Below are 17,749 nucleotides of genomic sequence, written 5' to 3' on the forward strand. Positions count from 1 at the left end.
GTTCTTTAATTCATCCTTCTACTTGCTGTAAATTCTCCGACCACCTCTATTTCTCCTGTTACATTAAAATTATCATCTGTTTTTGCCAAAATCACATTAAAGCTACCTTCTACTTTATTATCAGATGATGAAGAGATAGTTAGAGTGCCTCCATACCCTTCTATTAGAGTCGAGTATTCTTCTGAAGCCGTAAAATCACCATTGGGAATGTGCGTGTATATTGCTGTGAAAACAGAAGTGCTGTTAGGTTCAAAACCTACCTGATAAGTTCCAGGTGAAGGTCTTGATACATTTGAAGTGGATGAAGTTAACATCAACTGGAAGCTAAGGCTTTGTGGATTATTATCGTTCATGCTTATCTCCCAAGTGTTAACTCCAAAAGAAGACATACCATCAAAATCAGCAAAGCCAGATGCCGTAGATTGAAAATTTCCTGAAACTTCAAGTTGAAAATCGTCTGCGCCTGAAATAGGATCCGATCCATTATCATTGCTACATGCGCCACTCAAAACCAAAAAGCACATGAAAATAACTGATAGGCTTTTTATTGATTTCATTTTTTTGATTATATAATAATTAGAATTCTTCCTTGTTTGGTTTTAGATCAATTGATCTTCAAAACTACTCCCAGGTTCAACCAAGCCCAAGTATTACCGATCTCCCCGTACACTCCAAATTTTTCAGAGAGATAATACCTCGCACCTGCATGAAATGAGAGAAAGGCCCCTCCGGTAGCAAATGCAGTTCCCTCAAAGTTGAAATTCCTGTAATACAAACCCAAACCTCCATATAGGTCTAGATTGTCTTTCTCAAGTTCCAAAAGCTCTGCAAAATGGAATGAGCCCCGAACCCCAAAAGTGGTCAATGAATAAAAATTATACCCTACGTAGCCGAATTCTCCAGCTACGCCTATTACTCCTTTCTCAAGGCTGGCAACCCCATACTCTGCACCCACTCCTATTGGCAAGCCAAAACCACCGCCCCATAAACCCGCTGCATAAGTACTTCCCAGCCCTAGACCAGCGTTCAAAACCAAGTCTTTTTCCTGAAAAGCCTGCCCATGCACGTACGGCAGTGAGAAAATAAACAAAATGAACACAAAAGCGATCCTGATAAAATTTTGATGTAGCATGATAAATTGATTTTGTTTGATTGTTGTAAATGAGCTTAAAAAAAGAAAACTCACAATCGAAATTATATCAATATTTTAAATAAAAAAAATTACAAAAACCACAATTTTTATATACTTATTATCAAAAATAACGAATAATAATTTAAACATCCACCTTACTAATTCAAGTTAGATAAATTCTCATTGGAAGGTTTTTGAAAAAAAATTAAATCAAATATTTCGGAAACAATTTTCTCATCCTGACACCTTATAAACCCTAGAATTCAAGAATACTATGTACCTCCTCCATATTTTCCACAAAACTTTCTTTTTTGTTTTGGAATTCCAGGATTAATTTAGTTTTTTAAACAAAAATTTAATTAATCGGAGTATAGTTCAAAACCCCGTTAAGTTCAACCCCGATTACTACCCTTAATTACTTAAAGTAAAATGTCGTTTAGATATTTTTTGGTGACCTGTGTTTGTTTCACTCATTCATTTTTTATCGTTGCCCAATCTGAATTGGACAGCCTTAAAGCTGTGCTTCAAAGCAATTCAGACGATTCCAGCAAAGTCAGAACTGCTATGTATCTTTCCAGGCAGATCCATCGGCTCAACCCTGAGGATGAGGATGATTTTCGATTTGCAGAACTTGCTGTAGAAATGGCAGAAACCCACGATGACACCCTACTTTTAGCAGAAAGTCTCGACAACCTTGGGCTGCTTTACAGATATCATTCACTTTATGCCAAATCAATCCCTCTTCATGTAAGGGCCGTTGAACTTGTCAAAGACAAGGAGGTTGATCCATATTTCAAAATGCGATTTGCCAATAATGTTGGGGTATCAGCCAGGTACGACCAAGCATTTGACCTTGCAGTGGAATACTACCTTTTTGCCCTTAAAATCGCCGAAGAAGAAAACAACCTTCGCAACATCGCTATAGCTTCCAATGGACTGGGGAATTCATTGAGCTATATTGAAGGAAAAGATGAAGAAGCCCTTGAATATTATCTGAAAGCCCTTGAAACTGAAAAGGAACAGGAAAATACTTTGGGAATGGCCATGAACTACCTTTCCATTGCAAGCTATTACTCCAGAAAAAAAGATTATCCTGAGGCAAGAAACTACCTGGATGAGCTGCTCATCATCAATACCGAAAGAAAGGACAAGCACGGACTGGGCATGACCTATGAATATTACGGACATTCTTATCTGGAAGAGGGCCAAGACCTCAATCAAGCGAGAGCGTATTACCAAAAAGCACTGGAAATTTTTGAAGAAATCAATCAGAAACACAAAGTTTCCGGAATGCTACTTGCCTTAGGCGAGGTTCAGTTGCAGCAAAACCGCACTTCTGCTGCCTTGGATTATTTCAGAAAATCTCTTCGTATCGCCCAAGAAGTAAACAATAAGGCCCTTATCAGGGAATGCGCAGCCAAAATGTCAGAAGTCTATGAAAAGGGAGAAAACTATGCCCAAGCCTTACAGTACTTTAAAATGGCTGAATCATACAAAGATAGCCTCAACCTTGTGGAGCAGGAAGCCACTATTGCTGGCTTAAGAATGGAATTCGACTTTGAGAAAAAAGAAAACGAAATCAACCTCCTACAGGCAGAAAAAGACCTGCAAGAACAGCAGTTCCTCCTTTCTGAAGAAAAATTCAAACGGGAAAGAACCTTACTTTTCGGAATGCTATTGGCCATTATTGCAGTCACCTTGGTGATCATACTGACACTTAGAAACCTCAACCTAAAGAAAAACCTGGCTTTACAACTTGAAGAGCAAAAAAGAAAGGAATTGGAAGCTGCCTATCGCAACGACCTGCTGCAAGCCGAAGTATTGGCTACCAGAATGCAGATGAACCCTCATTTCCTTTTCAACTGTCTCAATTCTATCAAACTTCTGATCCAAAAAGACCAAAAAAGAGAAGCTATCAAATACCTGACTACTTTGAGCAGGTTTATCAGAGACATCCTTCAAACAAGCAAAGTACCTACAATCAGCCTTGAAGAGGAACTTGAACTTACAAGGAAATACGTAGAACTTGAAGAAAACCGCTTTGGACAAAACCTCAATTTCGGTCTTCTTCTTGATAACATTGACGAGGAGGAACTGCAGAACACCAGAGTTCCTCCTATGCTGCTGCAACCCTTCGTGGAAAATTCAATTTGGCATGGTCTGCTTCCCAGTCCCGCTCCTTTCAAAAAACTGGAAATCCAAATAAGGAAAAACAGTCAAGGAATCGTGATTTCCATTAAAGACAATGGTGTGGGCAGACAAAAAAAGGCAGCCAATCCAGAACATAACAGCCACAAAAGTATGGGGGTAAGCATTACCCAGCAGAGGATAGACCTATTCAACAGAATTTCTGGAAAAAACATGGTCTTTGACACCTTGGACCATAAAGATGAGCAGCAGATGCCCACAGGAACAGAAGTGAAAATTAGCCTTTCGGAAGCATCATAAACCCAAATGAAAAATGAAAATCGCGATAGTTGACGACGAAATACATTGCATAGAAAGCTTGGAAATGGACTTAGAAAGTCTGGAATCTGAACATGAAATTGTATTTAAGACTTCCAATCCATTGGAAGCACTTGAAAACCTCCCAAAACTAAAGCTGGACATTCTTTTCCTGGATGTGGAGATGCCAAAGCTCAATGGATTTGAGTTGCTAGATCAACTGCACAAATTAAATTTTGATGTAGTTTTCACTACTGCCTATAGCCAATATGCCCTGCAAGCTTTTAAAAACAAAGCCTTTAGCTTTTTACTAAAACCTGTAGATGTAGATGAACTAGCGGAAGTGCTCGCTTCCTGGGAAACTGACCAAAAAAAGCGGTCCGTGCTTTTGGATGAAATTGCGGTAAAGGAGCTTTTGGAAAAAATCAAGTACGAAGGTTATGTCAAAAGCAAAATTGCTATACCTACTGTAAATGGATTTGAATTTTTGAAAGTGGAAGAGATCATGTATTGCCAAAGTGAAAACAATTATACTCGTATCCATCTCCAATGTGGAGAGCATAAACTCATCAGCAAAACTTTAAAGGACGTAGAAAAAACCTTGACCAATTACATGTTCCTCAGAATACATCAGAGCTACTTGATCAATCCCAAATTCCTCAAACAGTATCATAAAAATGACGGCGGATATGTCGTCATGGACAATGGCAATTCTTTGCCGGTCAGTAAGCAAAAAAGACACCTACTTACTGAGTTTTATGACATTATCAGCAGGGACTGATAGCATGGCTTTTCTTCCACTTTTTAAAAGGTATACTTTACTCATTGAAAATCATCAATTAATCATCAGATATTTTTTCGGATTGAAAGATTTATTTACTTGAAAGAAGATTTGAAGGAAATCACCAAATGGTGAAGATCCTGTAGACTTGAAAAATGGTATTCATGTAATTGATAAAAACAGGGGTGAATCATTTTTATCGATGCTCTTCCAAATACAGGCATAAGGCCAGTGTTTAAGGGTGAACAAAGAGTACGGTGAAAGTGAAGATTTTTTTTTGAACGACTGCGGGGTATCATTACCCCGCTTTTTTTTTCAAAAAGATGGGATGTCTTCAATTTTAGAAATTGATCGTAAAACTGTTACTTCTTTCTGATGAAAGTAGAAACTTACTATACTCTACTTCTTCAAATACTTACAATTCTCATTGAAATGGCCAAAAAAGTAATTTCATGTTTTATAGGAATATTATTTTAGAGAGTTTTAAAAAAGAATAAATTAATTCATTAATTTAGAATAATAAAAAAATTTTCAATTTAAAAATTCTCACTATGAAAAGTCAATTTTACAGTTTGCTCTTCGCAGCACTTTTGATGTTTGGTACCACTTCATGTTATACCTACCAATTCAGTGTAGGAAATGGAGCTCAAACCGGTGCTTCGGTGACCCAGAAAAACCATTACCTAATTTATGGTCTTGCACCGATCGGCACTTCTGATCCAAAGCAAATGGCCAATGGTGCTGCAGATTATGATGTTCAAATCCAGCACACTTTTGTGGATGGTTTGCTTAACATGATTACGTTTGGTATTTACACCCCAACAACCACTACTGTGACACGATGACATTCGGAAGGGGAGTCATACGGCTTCCCCTTCCTTTTTATATGAAATCGAGCCTACTTAAGGCATAAAAGTCTGTCAGCCAAAGACAGTGATTACATTCATGTTCTCGGAACTGATCATGACCCACTGAAAAGAAAAAATAAACAAATGAAACAAAACCTGGCACTCGGATTTGCACTTCTTGTATTGGTCATCGGACTGTTCAATTTTTTCAAATATGTAAGTGATTTCGAGCTCCTGTCTGATTATGGCAAAGGATACCTTAGTGGAAGTGTGATATTTATACTTCTTGGAGGCATTTTGTCTTTTTTGATTATCAGAAAAAAAATCCAAACAGCCCAAACCCCGGAATAACAATCCAAAACTTTCCTTTTTGCAATTTCAGTCCTTCATAAAAGGTCTGCCTGAAATTACTATACCTATAACTTAAAATAAAAACAATGAAAAAACACAGCTCATGTTTATCCTTTTTATTCCTGATTTCAGGTTTACTTTTATTTTCCTGTGTCGAAGACGACGAAAACACCAATGGAACCCCTCTGATCAACTCAAGTTTTGAAGCTTCAGAGGCAATTGAAGGGGAGTTTGAAGCAAATGGATCATTTGTAGCCCAATATGTACCTGAATTTGAACTCTATGTCAATGGCTTTGATTTTTATGATGCTTCAAATGCAGCAAATTCAGAATTTTTGATCGGGATACAAATCTACGATGAAGCAGAAATTGAACTCACTACCGGAATTTATACACTCAGAAATTCTTACTTGGCAGGAGGTGACTTGGGAAGAATGGGAGTTGGGGTGACTTGGTGGGATGAAAACAGAAATGCGACTATTTATTCGGAAGTAGAACAAGGTATTCTACGCATCAGGGGAATCTCGGAAACAAGAATTTGGGGTGACTTTATGTTTGACATCATTTCGCCCCAATCAGGCGACAAACTGGTTGTCAGAGATGGGCAATTCGATATTAGAAGGTAAATGATTTTTATAAAAAAATAGCGGAATCGCGAAGACTCCGCTATTTTTTTAAATGTAAATCCGACTTTTACAAAGTCTTCTGCTCCTCATGGATTCCCTCTCTGATCTCTTCTATGATCTTTTTGTTAAAAGCTGGCAGATCATCCGGTTTTCTGGAGGTCACTAGACCAGAATCGCAGACGCATTCCTTATCTACCCAATTGACTCCTGCATTGACCAGGTCAGTTTTGATAGAAGGCCATGAGGTCATTTCTCTGCCATCTAGTGCACTTGTTTCTATCAAAACCTGAGGCCCATGACAAATGGCTGCCACTGGCTTTCCTTTCTCAAAGAAATGCTTTATAAATTCAATGGCGTCCTCGTTCATCCGCAGTTTATCAGGATTGATGACTCCGCCGGGTATTACCAGGGCATTGTAGTCTGAAGGGTCCGCTTTATCCAGCTTTTTATCTACTTCAATTTCCTCAGCCCAGTTCCCGTCTTTCCAACCTTTAATGGAATCTGATGGAGATATTACATGGACAATTGCCCCAGCTTCTTCCAAAGCTGTCTTGGGACTTTTCAATTCACTTTCTTCAAAACCTGTTTCGGTCAAAATGGCTACTTTTTTATTCTCTAACTTACTCATGATATTTAGTGGTTTAGTTTTCGATTAATATCTTTATAAGAATAAGCCCAAAGACCAGACCATAGACACACTTTTATAAAATATTCATTGAAAGCAGTGAAATAGCTAAAATAGGGCTGATTACCTGTTTCAGGTATCATGATCACTTTCCGAAATAAAACTTCAAAATTCTACAAGTTGAGTAAAAATGGCCTTAAATATTTACTCTTACAAAAACTATGGTTTTAAATTATTTCAGAATGACTTTTCCTAACCGATTTTTTTCGACAAATTTAAAAATCAATAAACTGAATATTTTAAGCTCGGCCCATCTAAATTTTCACATCCGTCGCTTATGCCATTTTCTTTTTCCTTCACCTATTTCAAAAAATGAACAATAAATAATTCTTCATGGCTTTTTATCTTAGAAAAGGTTTCAATTTCGGACCACTTCGTGTAAATCTTTCCAAAAGTGGACTTGGATTTTCGGCAGGTGTAAAAGGGGCTAGAATAGGAATAAATTCCCAAGGAAGGTCTTATGTTCATGGAGGAAGACATGGGATGTATTATAGAAAAAACATAGGTTCAGTAAAGGGTACCCCTACCTCCCATCAGCCCACAGGATCCAAACTTAAAGAAGAAGAAATTTTTACTGATACCGGTCTAACTTATAAGCCGGTGACGGACTTATCTAGGGCTCCGTTTAGTTTCCCTGATATTTTCAGGAAAACCAACCCAATATTGATGTGGTCAGGAATTTTACTGATCATCTTCAGTCTGCTGATCAGCAACCTTAGCGTAAAGCTAGTAGTAGCCATTTTAGGACTGATTTTGTTAGTCTTTTATAACAAAAAAAGAAATAAAAGAAATCAACTTGAGCTGGCTTTTGAGGCGCTCCGGAATCTAAAACCTCTGGAACAAAATCAGGCTTCTTGGGAAATGCACAGCTCGGACTTGGATAGTGAATCCAAAAAGGACCTGGCTTTACTGGTATTCAACTGCTGGCTTGAAAAACAAATGACAGAAGGTGAAATACTGTACAGCAGTACTTTGATGGATTTTTTACTTATAGAACCTGATAATCTCCAATCCATAACCTTAGAACAATACCGAGAAGCTGTAGAGTTTGTACTTGCAGACCATCAGTTGAGCTATGCCGAAGAACAACTGATCAGACAAATGGAAGAAAGGTGGAAGATTCCTCCTAAAACGGTAGAAGCCGAACACCGGCTTATTGCCAAATTTGCAGAACTCCGAAAAATGCAAATGGAGGATCTGAAGCCAATTCTTTTGGGAAGGCCACCCATTGGCAAGGAACAGGGATACTTTGAAGGTGAAGGAAAGCTTTTGAACCTGAGGGTTCTGGATACCTACCAAGAAAATAAGCTACGCTACAAGACTGTCGGCTATCAGGTAGACATGGAAGGAACATTAAGAATCACCGATAGGGTTATAGAAATTGTAGAAGGCCGAAACTCCAGAACTTACCCCATCAACCGAGTGGAGGACATCTTTTTAAACGTTGCCGAAGGAGTAGTGGAAGTCAATATAAAAGGCAGAAAAAACCCATTGATTTTTACCACCCCGGAGATTTTTACGTTTGCAGGTATTCTACAAAAGTGCACGATGAATTAATTGGCCGATAGCTTCCAAGAAACTTTATTTTTTGATGATTTTGTCAATTTAGTGATCCTGGAAAACGACCAAATCCACCCACATGCCACCAAACTTTCAAGAAAAATAAGCCCATTTTTGCTTATTTTTTTTCATCAAATACTCACCGAAGCTTGAAGACCAATCCAAGGTTGAGGTAAGAAACTCCATATCCTACTTCTGCAAATCCACCAAGATTTTCGGAAAAATAATACCTTCCGCCCAAATACAAGGTCAGCCCTGCAGTACTTCCATAGCTTCCCCCTCCTATGTTGGGCATCCCGGTATTATCTCTATAAGAATAATTCAGGATATTGTAGCTCAACATTAGTCCTGCGAATAGATCCAGCTTATCATTGTCAATACCATTGTAATGAAAAGCACTTCTCACACCTATTATGGTATAATTCCATCTTGAAGTTGCCTCAAAATTACCAGACATGGTCTTGTAGGAAAAACTTTTGTATCCAGCATAGCCCCCTAAGCTGATCACTCCAACATCACCGGCATTCCACATACCTTGCTCATATTGTATACTCAATCCAGGTATTTGAGAAGAATAATTGAATCCACCTAAAGAACTGCCCAAACCTATGCCTGCGGCAACCACTTTTGTATCCAAATCAAATGTCTGTGCAAACACATTTCCTCCTTGAAGGAGTAACATTGCTATTAAAGAGGCTATTAGCTTTTTCATATTTGTTTTTTGCTAAAAAGTTATCCATAGTATGACTCAAGATCAACTTACATTGAGCAAACGCCGGCGTTTATTTATTTTTTGCAGAAAATATACTGATATTTACTTTTTATATATTAATTTTTGAATCTTATTTGACGGACATGAAAACTTTAAAGGTACTTCCGGTTTTTCTTTTTTATAGTTTGCAGGTGACCTGTCAGACAGACTTTTTGGATTCTTTATCCCATTTGCTTTTTGATAAAAATTTAAAAGACAGTACTAAGGTTGATATTTATAATGATCTTTCTTATGACTGGTCCGGGTCTGACCCTAAGAAAGGGTTATTGTACGCAGATTCGGCCATTTGGCTGGCCGGGAAAATTTCTGATGAAAGAAGAAAATATGCCGCGATCAATAGCAAGGGAGTCAATTATTGGATGAAAGGAGAAGACTCAATGGCTTTGGAGTCATTCCGCGAAGTAATGAAGTACCACCAGTCACAATCCAATGAATTGGGAGAAGGCAGAATGCTCAACAATATGGCTTTGCTGCTTTACAACAAAGCAGATTATAGAACAGCTCTGGATTACCACAACCGGGCCAACCAAATTTTTGAAAAACAAGGCATTACCAATTACCTTATAAATGGACTATCCAATTCGGGGGTGGTATATCTTGCTTTGGCCGATTATCCAAGGGCATTGGAAACATTTCTAAAAGCCCTTAGCCTGACAGACTCCACCATGCTAAATGAGAGTGCAAAACTTCATACCAATATAGGCTTGGTGTACAAAAACCTGAATGAATTAACAGAAGGGGAAAAATTCCAACGCAAAGCAATCACCTATTACCAAAAGTTAAAGCAAAGACAAGGATTAGCCTCTGAGTACGGCAACCTAGCAAGCAATTTACAAAACCAAGGAAGGCTTGATGAAGCCGAGGCTTTGTATATGCAAGCCTTGGAAATCAACCGTGAGATCGGTAATGAAAGGAGAATTGCTTCAGACCTGGCCAATTTTGGCAAACATCAACAACTAAAAGGAGACCTAGAAAAAGCCAATGAATTCCTGGGGGAAGCGATTGAAAGGTTTTCAAAAATTGATGATGTCCTCAACCTGGCAGCAGTATATCTGGATCAGGCAGAAGTATGGAAGCAACAAAACAAACCAATATCCCAAATCCTTGAAATACAAAAAAAAGCATTGGAATTTGGACAAAAGTCAGGCTCATTGATTCGCCAAAACGAAGCCTGGAAAGCAATCTCGGAAACGTACACGGTGGCAGGACAAAGTCAAAATGCATTAGAAGCCTTTCATAATTATGTGCTTTTCAAAGACAGTGTTTTCAATGACCAAAATCAGAAGGATATTATGAAAATGCAGATCCAGTTCGATTATGACATGAAGGCCCAGCAAATGGAATCTGATTTTTTGCTGAACGCCAGTTTGCTGGAGGCTAAAAACGAAAAACAAAAAATCATTTCGATTGTAGCGATCTTCCTGTTCCTTCTTTTCATCATTTTCGGGGCAATAATACAGCATTTTAGAAGCAAAAAGAACCTTTTGGAAAAAGAGAAGCTTGAAGCTGAATTCAATGCCCAAAAAGCAATTCTGGAGCAAAAAGCCTTAAAGGCTCAGATGAACCCTCATTTCATCTTTAATGCCATGAATTCTATCAGCAATTTTCTGTTGAAAAATGAACCTGAAAAAGCAGATTTCTATCTGAACAAATTTGCACGTCTTATCCGTAGGATATTGGAAATGTCAGAAGAAGAATTGATTTCCCTGGAAGAAGAATTGGATGTATTGAAAGATTACATTGATATAGAATCCTTGCGATTGGGGAAAGCCATAGAGCTACAGGTAAACCTTGATGAACGTTTGGATCCAAAACTTGTAAAAATTCCTCCACTGCTAATTCAGCCCATGATCGAAAATTCTATCTGGCACGGAATAGCTAATACACCAGAAGAGGGGCAGATCAAAATCTCCGTCTTTCAAAACAATGGTCTTCTGAAGCTCACCGTGAAAGACAATGGAAACTCTCGTGCAGAAATACCCAGTCAAAATCCGGAAAAAAAGAAATCCATGGGCCTTGGTATTATTCAAGGAAGGTTAAAAATCCTCTTGGGCGATAAAAGTCCTGATATTAAATGGCAAAAACTCAGTAACGGCTCAGAAGTAGCCCTTCACCTACCAATTTTATCTTAAGCATATGAAAAGTAATTGCCTAATCATTGAAGACGAACCACATTGCAAAGAGAGGCTCCAATTGTTGTTGGAAAAAAACCATTCCAAAGATGTTGAAATATCAGGTTGGGCTCAAGGTCTTGATGAGGCCATAGCACTGTTTAAATCCGGTCATTTTGATCTGGTTTTTTGTGATATTGACATTAAAGGAAGAAATGCATTTGAAATCCTTTCTGAGCTTCAAGTTGAAAAATTTGACATCATTTTTACAACTGCCCACAATAGCTTTGCCTCAGAAGCATTCCGTGTAAATGCTCTTGATTACCTATTGAAACCTATTTCACAGGAAGAACTTAAAGAAGCTATTGACAAACATTTGGATAAAAAATTGAAAAGCCAGCAAAATGGCCAACCTCAAGGAGCCCAAGAACTCAAAATCCTTAACAAAAGAATAGAAATCCCAACATCAAAGGGACTGGAATTCATACCTGCCAAAGATATCATCCGATGTGAAGCTGATGGTAACTATACCGTAATCTACCTGAAAGATAAAACCAAGCTCACCGTGTCCCGGACGCTCAAAGAATTTGAAAAAGCTTTGGAAAAACACCATTTTATCCGTCCACATCAATCTCACTTGGTTAATATCAAAGAAGTCAAAGCCTATCACAGAGGCAAAGGAGGAACCCTGATACTGACTGACCTTACAGAAGTGGAGGTAGCCTCAAGGAGGAAAGAAGAAATCCTCAGGATATTGAAATCAACTTAAAGATAAAACCTTCATTTTTTTCTTTTCATAGGTTTTTTTTCAATTTTGCCTCCTAATCAACTTTAACATTCATGTTTGACAGCCCGGACTACCCAGGCCCCTTATTAGAGGCCACTTTTGACAAATGGTTGGAAGCTGGCAGAGAAAGTAAAATCCCATTTGCATACCTATTGATTATTTGGGATGAACTGGACGGGCAATACCTGGCATCTTACACAGAAAACCGCTCTGAAATCAAAAATTTCGCCCGGTATGGACACTCTCCTGAACACCGCACATTAGTGGCAGCTTATGATCTTTTTTCAGAAGGACGTATCCTTTAAGATTTCTGTTCATCTATTCTTTTTCCATAAGACAGAAAGCTTTAATTTAAGTTTTTCTAAAAAACTTCATTTTCCGATATACTAATATGAACTACAAATCTCTGCTATTCAAAAATTGCATTTCGGTCATTTTTTGCTTCTTAATTTGCTCTTATACTCAAGCCCAGACGTATGGAAAAAATGGTATGGTTGTATCTGACAATATACTTGCTTCTCAAGTAGGAGTAGATATTCTTAAAAAAGGAGGAAATGCTATAGATGCGACAGTTGCCACTGCCTTTGCTTTGGCCGTCACCCATCCTGAGGCGGGAAATATTGGAGGTGGCGGTTTTATAGTTCTTATGACTTCTGCAGGCGATGTGACCACATTTGATTTTAGGGAAAAGGCACCCCTAAAAGCTAGCCCTGATATGTTTTTGGATAAGGATGGAAATTTAGAAGCAGGATCAAATCATTACAGCAGTAAAGCCATCGGTGTGCCTGGGTCCGTAGCTGGGTTGTATACTGCTCATCAAAAATACGGGAAGCTTCCATGGAAAGAACTTGTACAACCTGCAATATTACTGGCAGAAAATGGGTTTCCTATGACCTGGGGATTGTACAAGGTAGCTTTATCCCTTTCACAATCCGATAGTTCACCTGCATTCATGAAATCCTTTTTTCATGATGGATCAGGAAAAACCGTCCAACCAGGGGAATTATGGAAGCAGCCGGCTTTGGCCAAAACACTTGCTTTGATCAGAGATCATGGAAGCGATGGTTTTTATAAAGGACCTGTAGCTCAGGAAATCGAATCTTGGATGGAAGAAAATGGTGGAATAATCTCCAAAGCTGACCTAGAAAAGTACACTGCTGTGGAGAGAAAACCCCTAAAAGGATCTTTCAAGGATTTTGAGATATTTTCAATGCCTCCCCCTAGCTCTGGTGGAGTAGCCTTAATTGAAATGATGAACATGATGGAGCTGGCAGATTTTGACAAGGCCGAATTCAATTCCACTCCCTACGCACACCTATTAGCAGAAGTAATGCGTAGAGCATATGCCGATAGAGCTGAGCATTTAGGAGACCCGGACTTCAACCCGGAATTACCCGTTGACAAGTTGATTTCCAAAGAATATGCCCGATTTAGATTTGATAATATTGACTTGGAAAATGCATCTATTAGTGATCCGGAAAAATACGGACAACTTTATGACGGTAGCAGTACTACCCATTTTTCAGTAGTAGATAAGGATGGCAATGCCGTTTCAATGACTACCACACTGGAACATTCCTATGGGGTAAAAATGGGCTCACCCAATCTTGGCTTTCTTTTCAACAATGAAATGGGCGACTTCAACCCTGTCCCAGGTGTCACCAATGAAAGAGGCCAGATAGGCTCATCTCCGAACCTTATAGCGCCTGAAAAACGGATGTTGTCCAGCATGACCCCCACAATCGTATCCCAAAATGGAAAACCTTTTCTTATTTTAGGCAGTCCTGGAGGAAGAACCATCATCAATACCGTATTCCAGACGGTTCTTAATGTGCTTCAATATGAAATGAGAGTAGACAAAGCCATTGAAGCCATGAAAATCCATCACCAATGGCTTCCTGATGAAATCAGATATGAAAGACACCTTCTTTCTCCTGACACCAGAAAAGCCCTTGAAAATATGGGACATAGTTTAAGACCTGTCAATAACCTGGGGGTATTGATGGGAATTCAATTAGATACCAGCTTGGGAGTTTATATGGGCGCTTCTGATTCTGCAAGCGCTGATGGGGGAGTTGCCGCTTACTAGAAAATAAAAAAAGGCTGCCTTGAAAAGGCAACCTTTAAATTGTTCGATTAAATCAAATAACATTACTCCAATTCAGGGAGTAACACACCATCGATCACATGTACGACGCCATTCTCAATTTCTACGTCGGCATTGATAACATTGACAGTGTTTCCTGTGGCATCGGTTACAGTCACCGCTTCACCTGATCTTACGACAGTCAATTCTTGACCGGCTAAAGTTGTAAATGTGTTTTCACCTTCTTCCAAATCAGTAGAAAAAGCAGTAGCCGGCACTACGTGGAATCCTAGAACTGTTTCAAGTTCGTTAACACCACCTAGCTCTTCTACCAATCCATCCAGATCATCTACTTCAAATGCGTTCAAGGCATTTTCAAATGCACCATTTGTAGGAGCAAAAACAGTAATGGATTCTGACTGCATCAAAGTAGTACTTAAACCAGGAACAGTCTCTACCGCATCTAAAAGTATAGTAAGATTTGCCTCATTAGCAGCTTCTACTAAAGTCGGGGTCTCAGGCTCTTCTACTGTTGGCGGAGTTTCATCTTCTTGACATGCTGTAAAAGCTAAAACAGAAAAAGCCAGCGCTGTGGATAGTAAATAATGAAGTTTTCTCATGATATTTAATTTGTTGGTTCGATGTTTAAACTCCAATAAAATATTAAAGGTTTTATTTTTTAATGTTTTTTTTATATTTAATTGTAAAATGGTATAATTTCATCAATAATTACCAGTCAAAATTTATTTTTACCAAACACATAGACCTGTTAAATTCTAATTAATAATTTTTTTAATCAATTTATCGGGTTCAGTAACTAAAATGAGGCCAAACTCCATGTCGAAATGACTGCATTACACAAGTGTTGACAACCAAAAGAAAAATCACCCCCCTTTTTACAGGGAATTCCTAAAACCTATACCCCAAGGACCATTCCATATAATCTGCCCTACCTCCATGTGCCCTTAAAGCAGCTGCTACAAGCCAATTTTCCCCCAACTGATAATGAAGCCCATATCTTTGGTAAAAGTAATTGTGTGTAGCATGAGGCCTGATAACATACGCAGCAAATTGGGTCAGTAGACTAAGTCTGTTCATGTGCAATTGATGACCTACACTCATTCCTGGCCTAAAACTGTAAAAAGGATTTTCTCCATTTGAGTTTTGGTTGATCAATCTTCTCTCACTGATATAACCCCTATTATAATCCACATCTAATCCCAGTGTCCATGATCCCAAAACAGAATAGCGAAGAGCGGAGAGATGGCTTAATCCAAATGCAGGAAAAACAGCATAATCCATAGCACGGACACTTTTTACCCCGGTACTGAATATAAGCATGTGCTTCAATTCTCCTAATTGGTAGGACAGGTCACTTTGATTGAACTTTCCGAAAACCTGAGAAGAGCTCTCAGATATCCTATAATTGACACCAACACCGGCAAAAAGAATATTCAATCCTGCATTGGGCAACTTTCGCGCGGCATTGCTGATATGTGTGATTCCCGTTTGGGCATTTACACCAATGATCTCGCTTATTTGATAAGTGTACAGCAACTGGGCCTCTCCATAGTAATTAACATTGGACCCTATGGCTTTTTGAATCTGGTTATTTACAGGATCAAATGGATTTTCGACATAAGCCATCCCCAAAGTCAGCCTATTGGCAAGCTGATGCTTACCCCATGAACCAATGGTAGGCTGAAGAAACCCTCCCACTGCTAAAGATCTTCCAGTATCTTTATTGTCATGGTTAATATAAGTCAGACTTACTCCTGCCAGGGGAAAATTCATTTTCTCATGGTATTCCTTGGTGTTTAGCCTTACCGAATAGTCTAACTTCATCATCAAAGGGAATCCCCTTAGTTGCCGGACATCAGAATTATGAGGTATGGTATACCCTTGATTGGTTTGGAATTGAAGAAAAGTCTGGGCTAAACCCTTTTCCCAAAAAATAAAAACCAAGAAAATAGCTATCACTAAATTGATCCACTTCAGCTTCATCCAATACAAGTTAAGGATTTCGACAATACAATTGATCCTAAGACGGATTAGGTTTAGCTATCGTTGAATTAACATGGTTAAAAATGGTGGTTGGCTTTAATAAAATCAATTTGCCAAAGCCACTTTCACCTTTCCTTTTTTGAGCCTTTGGCCATTGAGATTCTTTGCAAGATTGGCTGCTTTCTTAAAAGTAACTGCCACATAGCTGCTAAAATCCATCAAGGTGATCAAGCCGATATCAGAAGCATCCAAGCCACCGGTTTTTATAAGAAATCCGGCTATATCTCCTTTACTGACTTTATCTTTTTTCCCTGCACTGATGTAGATCAAGTCCATTTCGGAAGCTTGAGGTAAAATCAAATCCTCCACCTGTACTTCTTCTATGCTTTTTTCATCCAGAAAATCGGGAAAAGGCTCATCATGCGCCATCACCACATACCCCTTCCCTGAAGCATGCATTCTGGCGGTACGCCCGTTTCTATGGGTAAATGCATCTTCCTTATTGGGAATCTGATAATGCACAACATGCCTGATTTCAGGAATATCGAGGCCTCTTGATGCCAGGTCAGTAGCAATCAAAAGTGTCACTACCCCACTTCTAAACCGGATCAGGTTCTTTTCTCTTTCCAACTGTTCCATTCCTCCATGCAAAACTGCATGAGCATAGCCATGGTCACCAAGAAGCAAGCTGATCCTATCTACAGCCTCTCTGTGATTGCAGAAAACTATGGAAGCTTCCCCCTGAAAGTGCGAAATCAGGTGCATGAGACTAAACACCTTTTCTTTACTAGAGGTTGGGAGAAGTCTCAGTTCAAGGTTTATCTCCTCTTTTTCCTCCAAAAAATCTACAAGATATGGCTTTTTAAACGGCAAAAACTCCGGCAGCCTATCCAAGGAGGTGGCAGAGGTGAGCAGGTGCTTCTTCACTGCTGGAAGTTTTCTGAAAATATCCCTCAATTGATCATGAAAACCCAACTGTAAGGATTTATCAAATTCATCCAATACCAGAAAGCCTATACTTGAAGTATCCAATGAACCTTGGTTGACATGATCAGACAGCCTGCCTGGTGTGCCGATGACCACCTCAGGCATTTCAGCAAGGCTGTTTTTTTCGATTTTCATGGAATGTCCCCCATAGCATGTACTGACCCTATATCCCGTTTTCAAAGATTTGAAAACAGTTTCTATCTGAATGGCCAATTCCCTCGAAGGAACCACTATCAGAGCCTGTGTACTTCGCGAAGTAGGGTCAAGGTTTTTGAAAATAGGAAAAAGAAATGCCAATGTTTTCCCTGATCCAGTAGGTGATAAAAGCATCAGGTCATTCTGCTTTTCTGCAGCATCTATAAATGCCCGCTGCATTTCATTAAAACTTGAAAAATCCAATCTGCTCAAAAACTGCTCTTCGAGACTTGTGTTTTGCTCTTCCATCCTGCGAAGATAACTCAAAGGAAGTAAATTCCAGTCCAATTCATGCCCTCATTCCCATTAAATTTACCAAGGCTCAATCTTGGGCAGCATGGAAATGAAAACCCTGGATACATCATTGATCCAAAACAAC

General features: G+C 38.9%; 17 protein-coding genes. 10 read left to right on the forward strand and 7 right to left on the reverse strand.

The genetic code is table 11. The annotated features are described in order from the left end of the window. Positions 1–5 precede the first annotated feature (5 nt). Both EGN73_RS16900 and EGN73_RS16905 read right to left on the reverse strand, forming a co-directional pair. Positions 6–557 carry a hypothetical protein gene (locus tag EGN73_RS16900; protein WP_219292604.1) on the reverse strand — a complete coding sequence of 184 codons (552 nt, stop codon included), beginning with the start codon at positions 555–557 and terminating at the stop codon, positions 6–8. Between the two features lie 47 nt (positions 558–604). Further along, complete coding sequence (locus tag EGN73_RS16905; RefSeq protein WP_219292606.1) at positions 605–1,132, reverse strand: hypothetical protein; 528 nt, start codon at positions 1,130–1,132, stop codon at positions 605–607. A 429-nt stretch (positions 1,133–1,561) separates the two neighbouring features. Here EGN73_RS16905 and EGN73_RS16910 point away from each other — a divergent pair, with 429 nt between their 5' ends. The 5 genes from EGN73_RS16910 (at position 1,562) to EGN73_RS16930 (ending at position 6,183) form a co-directional block, all read left to right on the forward strand. Next, entirely contained in the window at positions 1,562–3,580 is a 2,019-nt protein-coding gene (locus tag EGN73_RS16910; RefSeq protein WP_219292608.1) for a tetratricopeptide repeat-containing sensor histidine kinase, read from the forward strand. 13 nt (positions 3,581–3,593) lie between these two features. Beyond that, positions 3,594–4,358, forward strand: a complete 765-nt coding sequence (locus EGN73_RS16915) for a LytR/AlgR family response regulator transcription factor (protein WP_219292610.1) — start codon at positions 3,594–3,596, stop codon at positions 4,356–4,358. Positions 4,359–4,909: 551 nt separating this feature from the next. After that, positions 4,910–5,203, forward strand: a complete 294-nt coding sequence (locus tag EGN73_RS16920; RefSeq protein WP_219292612.1) for a Bor family protein — start codon at positions 4,910–4,912, stop codon at positions 5,201–5,203. Between the two features lie 147 nt (positions 5,204–5,350). Continuing rightward, positions 5,351–5,557, forward strand: a complete 207-nt coding sequence (locus EGN73_RS16925; RefSeq protein WP_219292614.1) for a hypothetical protein — start codon at positions 5,351–5,353, stop codon at positions 5,555–5,557. An 86-nt stretch (positions 5,558–5,643) separates the two neighbouring features. Continuing rightward, positions 5,644–6,183, forward strand: a complete 540-nt coding sequence (locus EGN73_RS16930; RefSeq protein WP_219292616.1) for a hypothetical protein — start codon at positions 5,644–5,646, stop codon at positions 6,181–6,183. Positions 6,184–6,250: 67 nt separating this feature from the next. On the opposite strand, the gene EGN73_RS16935 is transcribed toward EGN73_RS16930, so the two are convergent. Then, a complete protein-coding gene (locus EGN73_RS16935) occupies positions 6,251–6,811 on the reverse strand; it encodes a type 1 glutamine amidotransferase domain-containing protein (protein ID WP_219292618.1) in 561 nt (186 codons plus the stop codon). A gap of 390 nt (positions 6,812–7,201) precedes the next feature. Here EGN73_RS16935 and EGN73_RS16940 point away from each other — a divergent pair, with 390 nt between their 5' ends. Then, the gene (locus tag EGN73_RS16940; RefSeq protein WP_219292620.1) at positions 7,202–8,425 is read left to right on the forward strand and encodes a DUF4236 domain-containing protein; all 1,224 of its coding nucleotides are present in this window, start codon (positions 7,202–7,204) and stop codon (positions 8,423–8,425) included. Between the two features lie 142 nt (positions 8,426–8,567). Here EGN73_RS16940 and EGN73_RS16945 read toward each other — a convergent pair whose 3' ends face one another. After that, positions 8,568–9,140 (reverse strand): hypothetical protein, encoded by a 573-nt coding sequence (locus EGN73_RS16945; protein WP_219292622.1) that lies wholly within the window; start codon positions 9,138–9,140, stop codon positions 8,568–8,570. A 143-nt stretch (positions 9,141–9,283) separates the two neighbouring features. Here EGN73_RS16945 and EGN73_RS16950 point away from each other — a divergent pair, with 143 nt between their 5' ends. From EGN73_RS16950 to ggt, 4 genes are all read left to right on the forward strand, one after another. Then, positions 9,284–11,332 (forward strand): tetratricopeptide repeat-containing sensor histidine kinase, encoded by a 2,049-nt coding sequence (locus EGN73_RS16950; RefSeq protein WP_219292624.1) that lies wholly within the window; start codon positions 9,284–9,286, stop codon positions 11,330–11,332. 4 nt (positions 11,333–11,336) lie between these two features. Further along, positions 11,337–12,080, forward strand: a complete 744-nt coding sequence (locus tag EGN73_RS16955) for a LytR/AlgR family response regulator transcription factor (RefSeq protein ID WP_219292626.1) — start codon at positions 11,337–11,339, stop codon at positions 12,078–12,080. A gap of 71 nt (positions 12,081–12,151) precedes the next feature. Continuing rightward, positions 12,152–12,403, forward strand: a complete 252-nt coding sequence (locus tag EGN73_RS16960; RefSeq protein ID WP_219292628.1) for a hypothetical protein — start codon at positions 12,152–12,154, stop codon at positions 12,401–12,403. Positions 12,404–12,588: 185 nt separating this feature from the next. Beyond that, a complete protein-coding gene (ggt, locus tag EGN73_RS16965; protein WP_246611636.1) occupies positions 12,589–14,187 on the forward strand; it encodes a gamma-glutamyltransferase in 1,599 nt (532 codons plus the stop codon). A gap of 62 nt (positions 14,188–14,249) precedes the next feature. Here ggt and EGN73_RS16970 read toward each other — a convergent pair whose 3' ends face one another. The 3 genes from EGN73_RS16970 to EGN73_RS16980 all read right to left on the reverse strand — a co-directional run bounded on the left by EGN73_RS16970 (position 14,250) and on the right by EGN73_RS16980 (position 17,619). Further along, positions 14,250–14,804, reverse strand: a complete 555-nt coding sequence (locus EGN73_RS16970; RefSeq protein WP_219292632.1) for a fasciclin domain-containing protein — start codon at positions 14,802–14,804, stop codon at positions 14,250–14,252. A 289-nt stretch (positions 14,805–15,093) separates the two neighbouring features. Then, on the reverse strand, positions 15,094–16,188 hold the full coding sequence (locus tag EGN73_RS16975) for an acyloxyacyl hydrolase (protein WP_219292634.1): 1,095 nt from the start codon (positions 16,186–16,188) through the stop codon (positions 15,094–15,096). Positions 16,189–16,293: 105 nt separating this feature from the next. Beyond that, the gene (locus tag EGN73_RS16980; RefSeq protein ID WP_219292636.1) at positions 16,294–17,619 is read right to left on the reverse strand and encodes a DEAD/DEAH box helicase; all 1,326 of its coding nucleotides are present in this window, start codon (positions 17,617–17,619) and stop codon (positions 16,294–16,296) included. Positions 17,620–17,749: the final 130 nt, after the last annotated feature.

Origin of the sequence: Arthrospiribacter ruber (assembly GCF_019343195.1) — a bacterium.
GTDB classification, from domain to species: domain Bacteria; phylum Bacteroidota; class Bacteroidia; order Cytophagales; family Cyclobacteriaceae; genus Arthrospiribacter; species Arthrospiribacter ruber.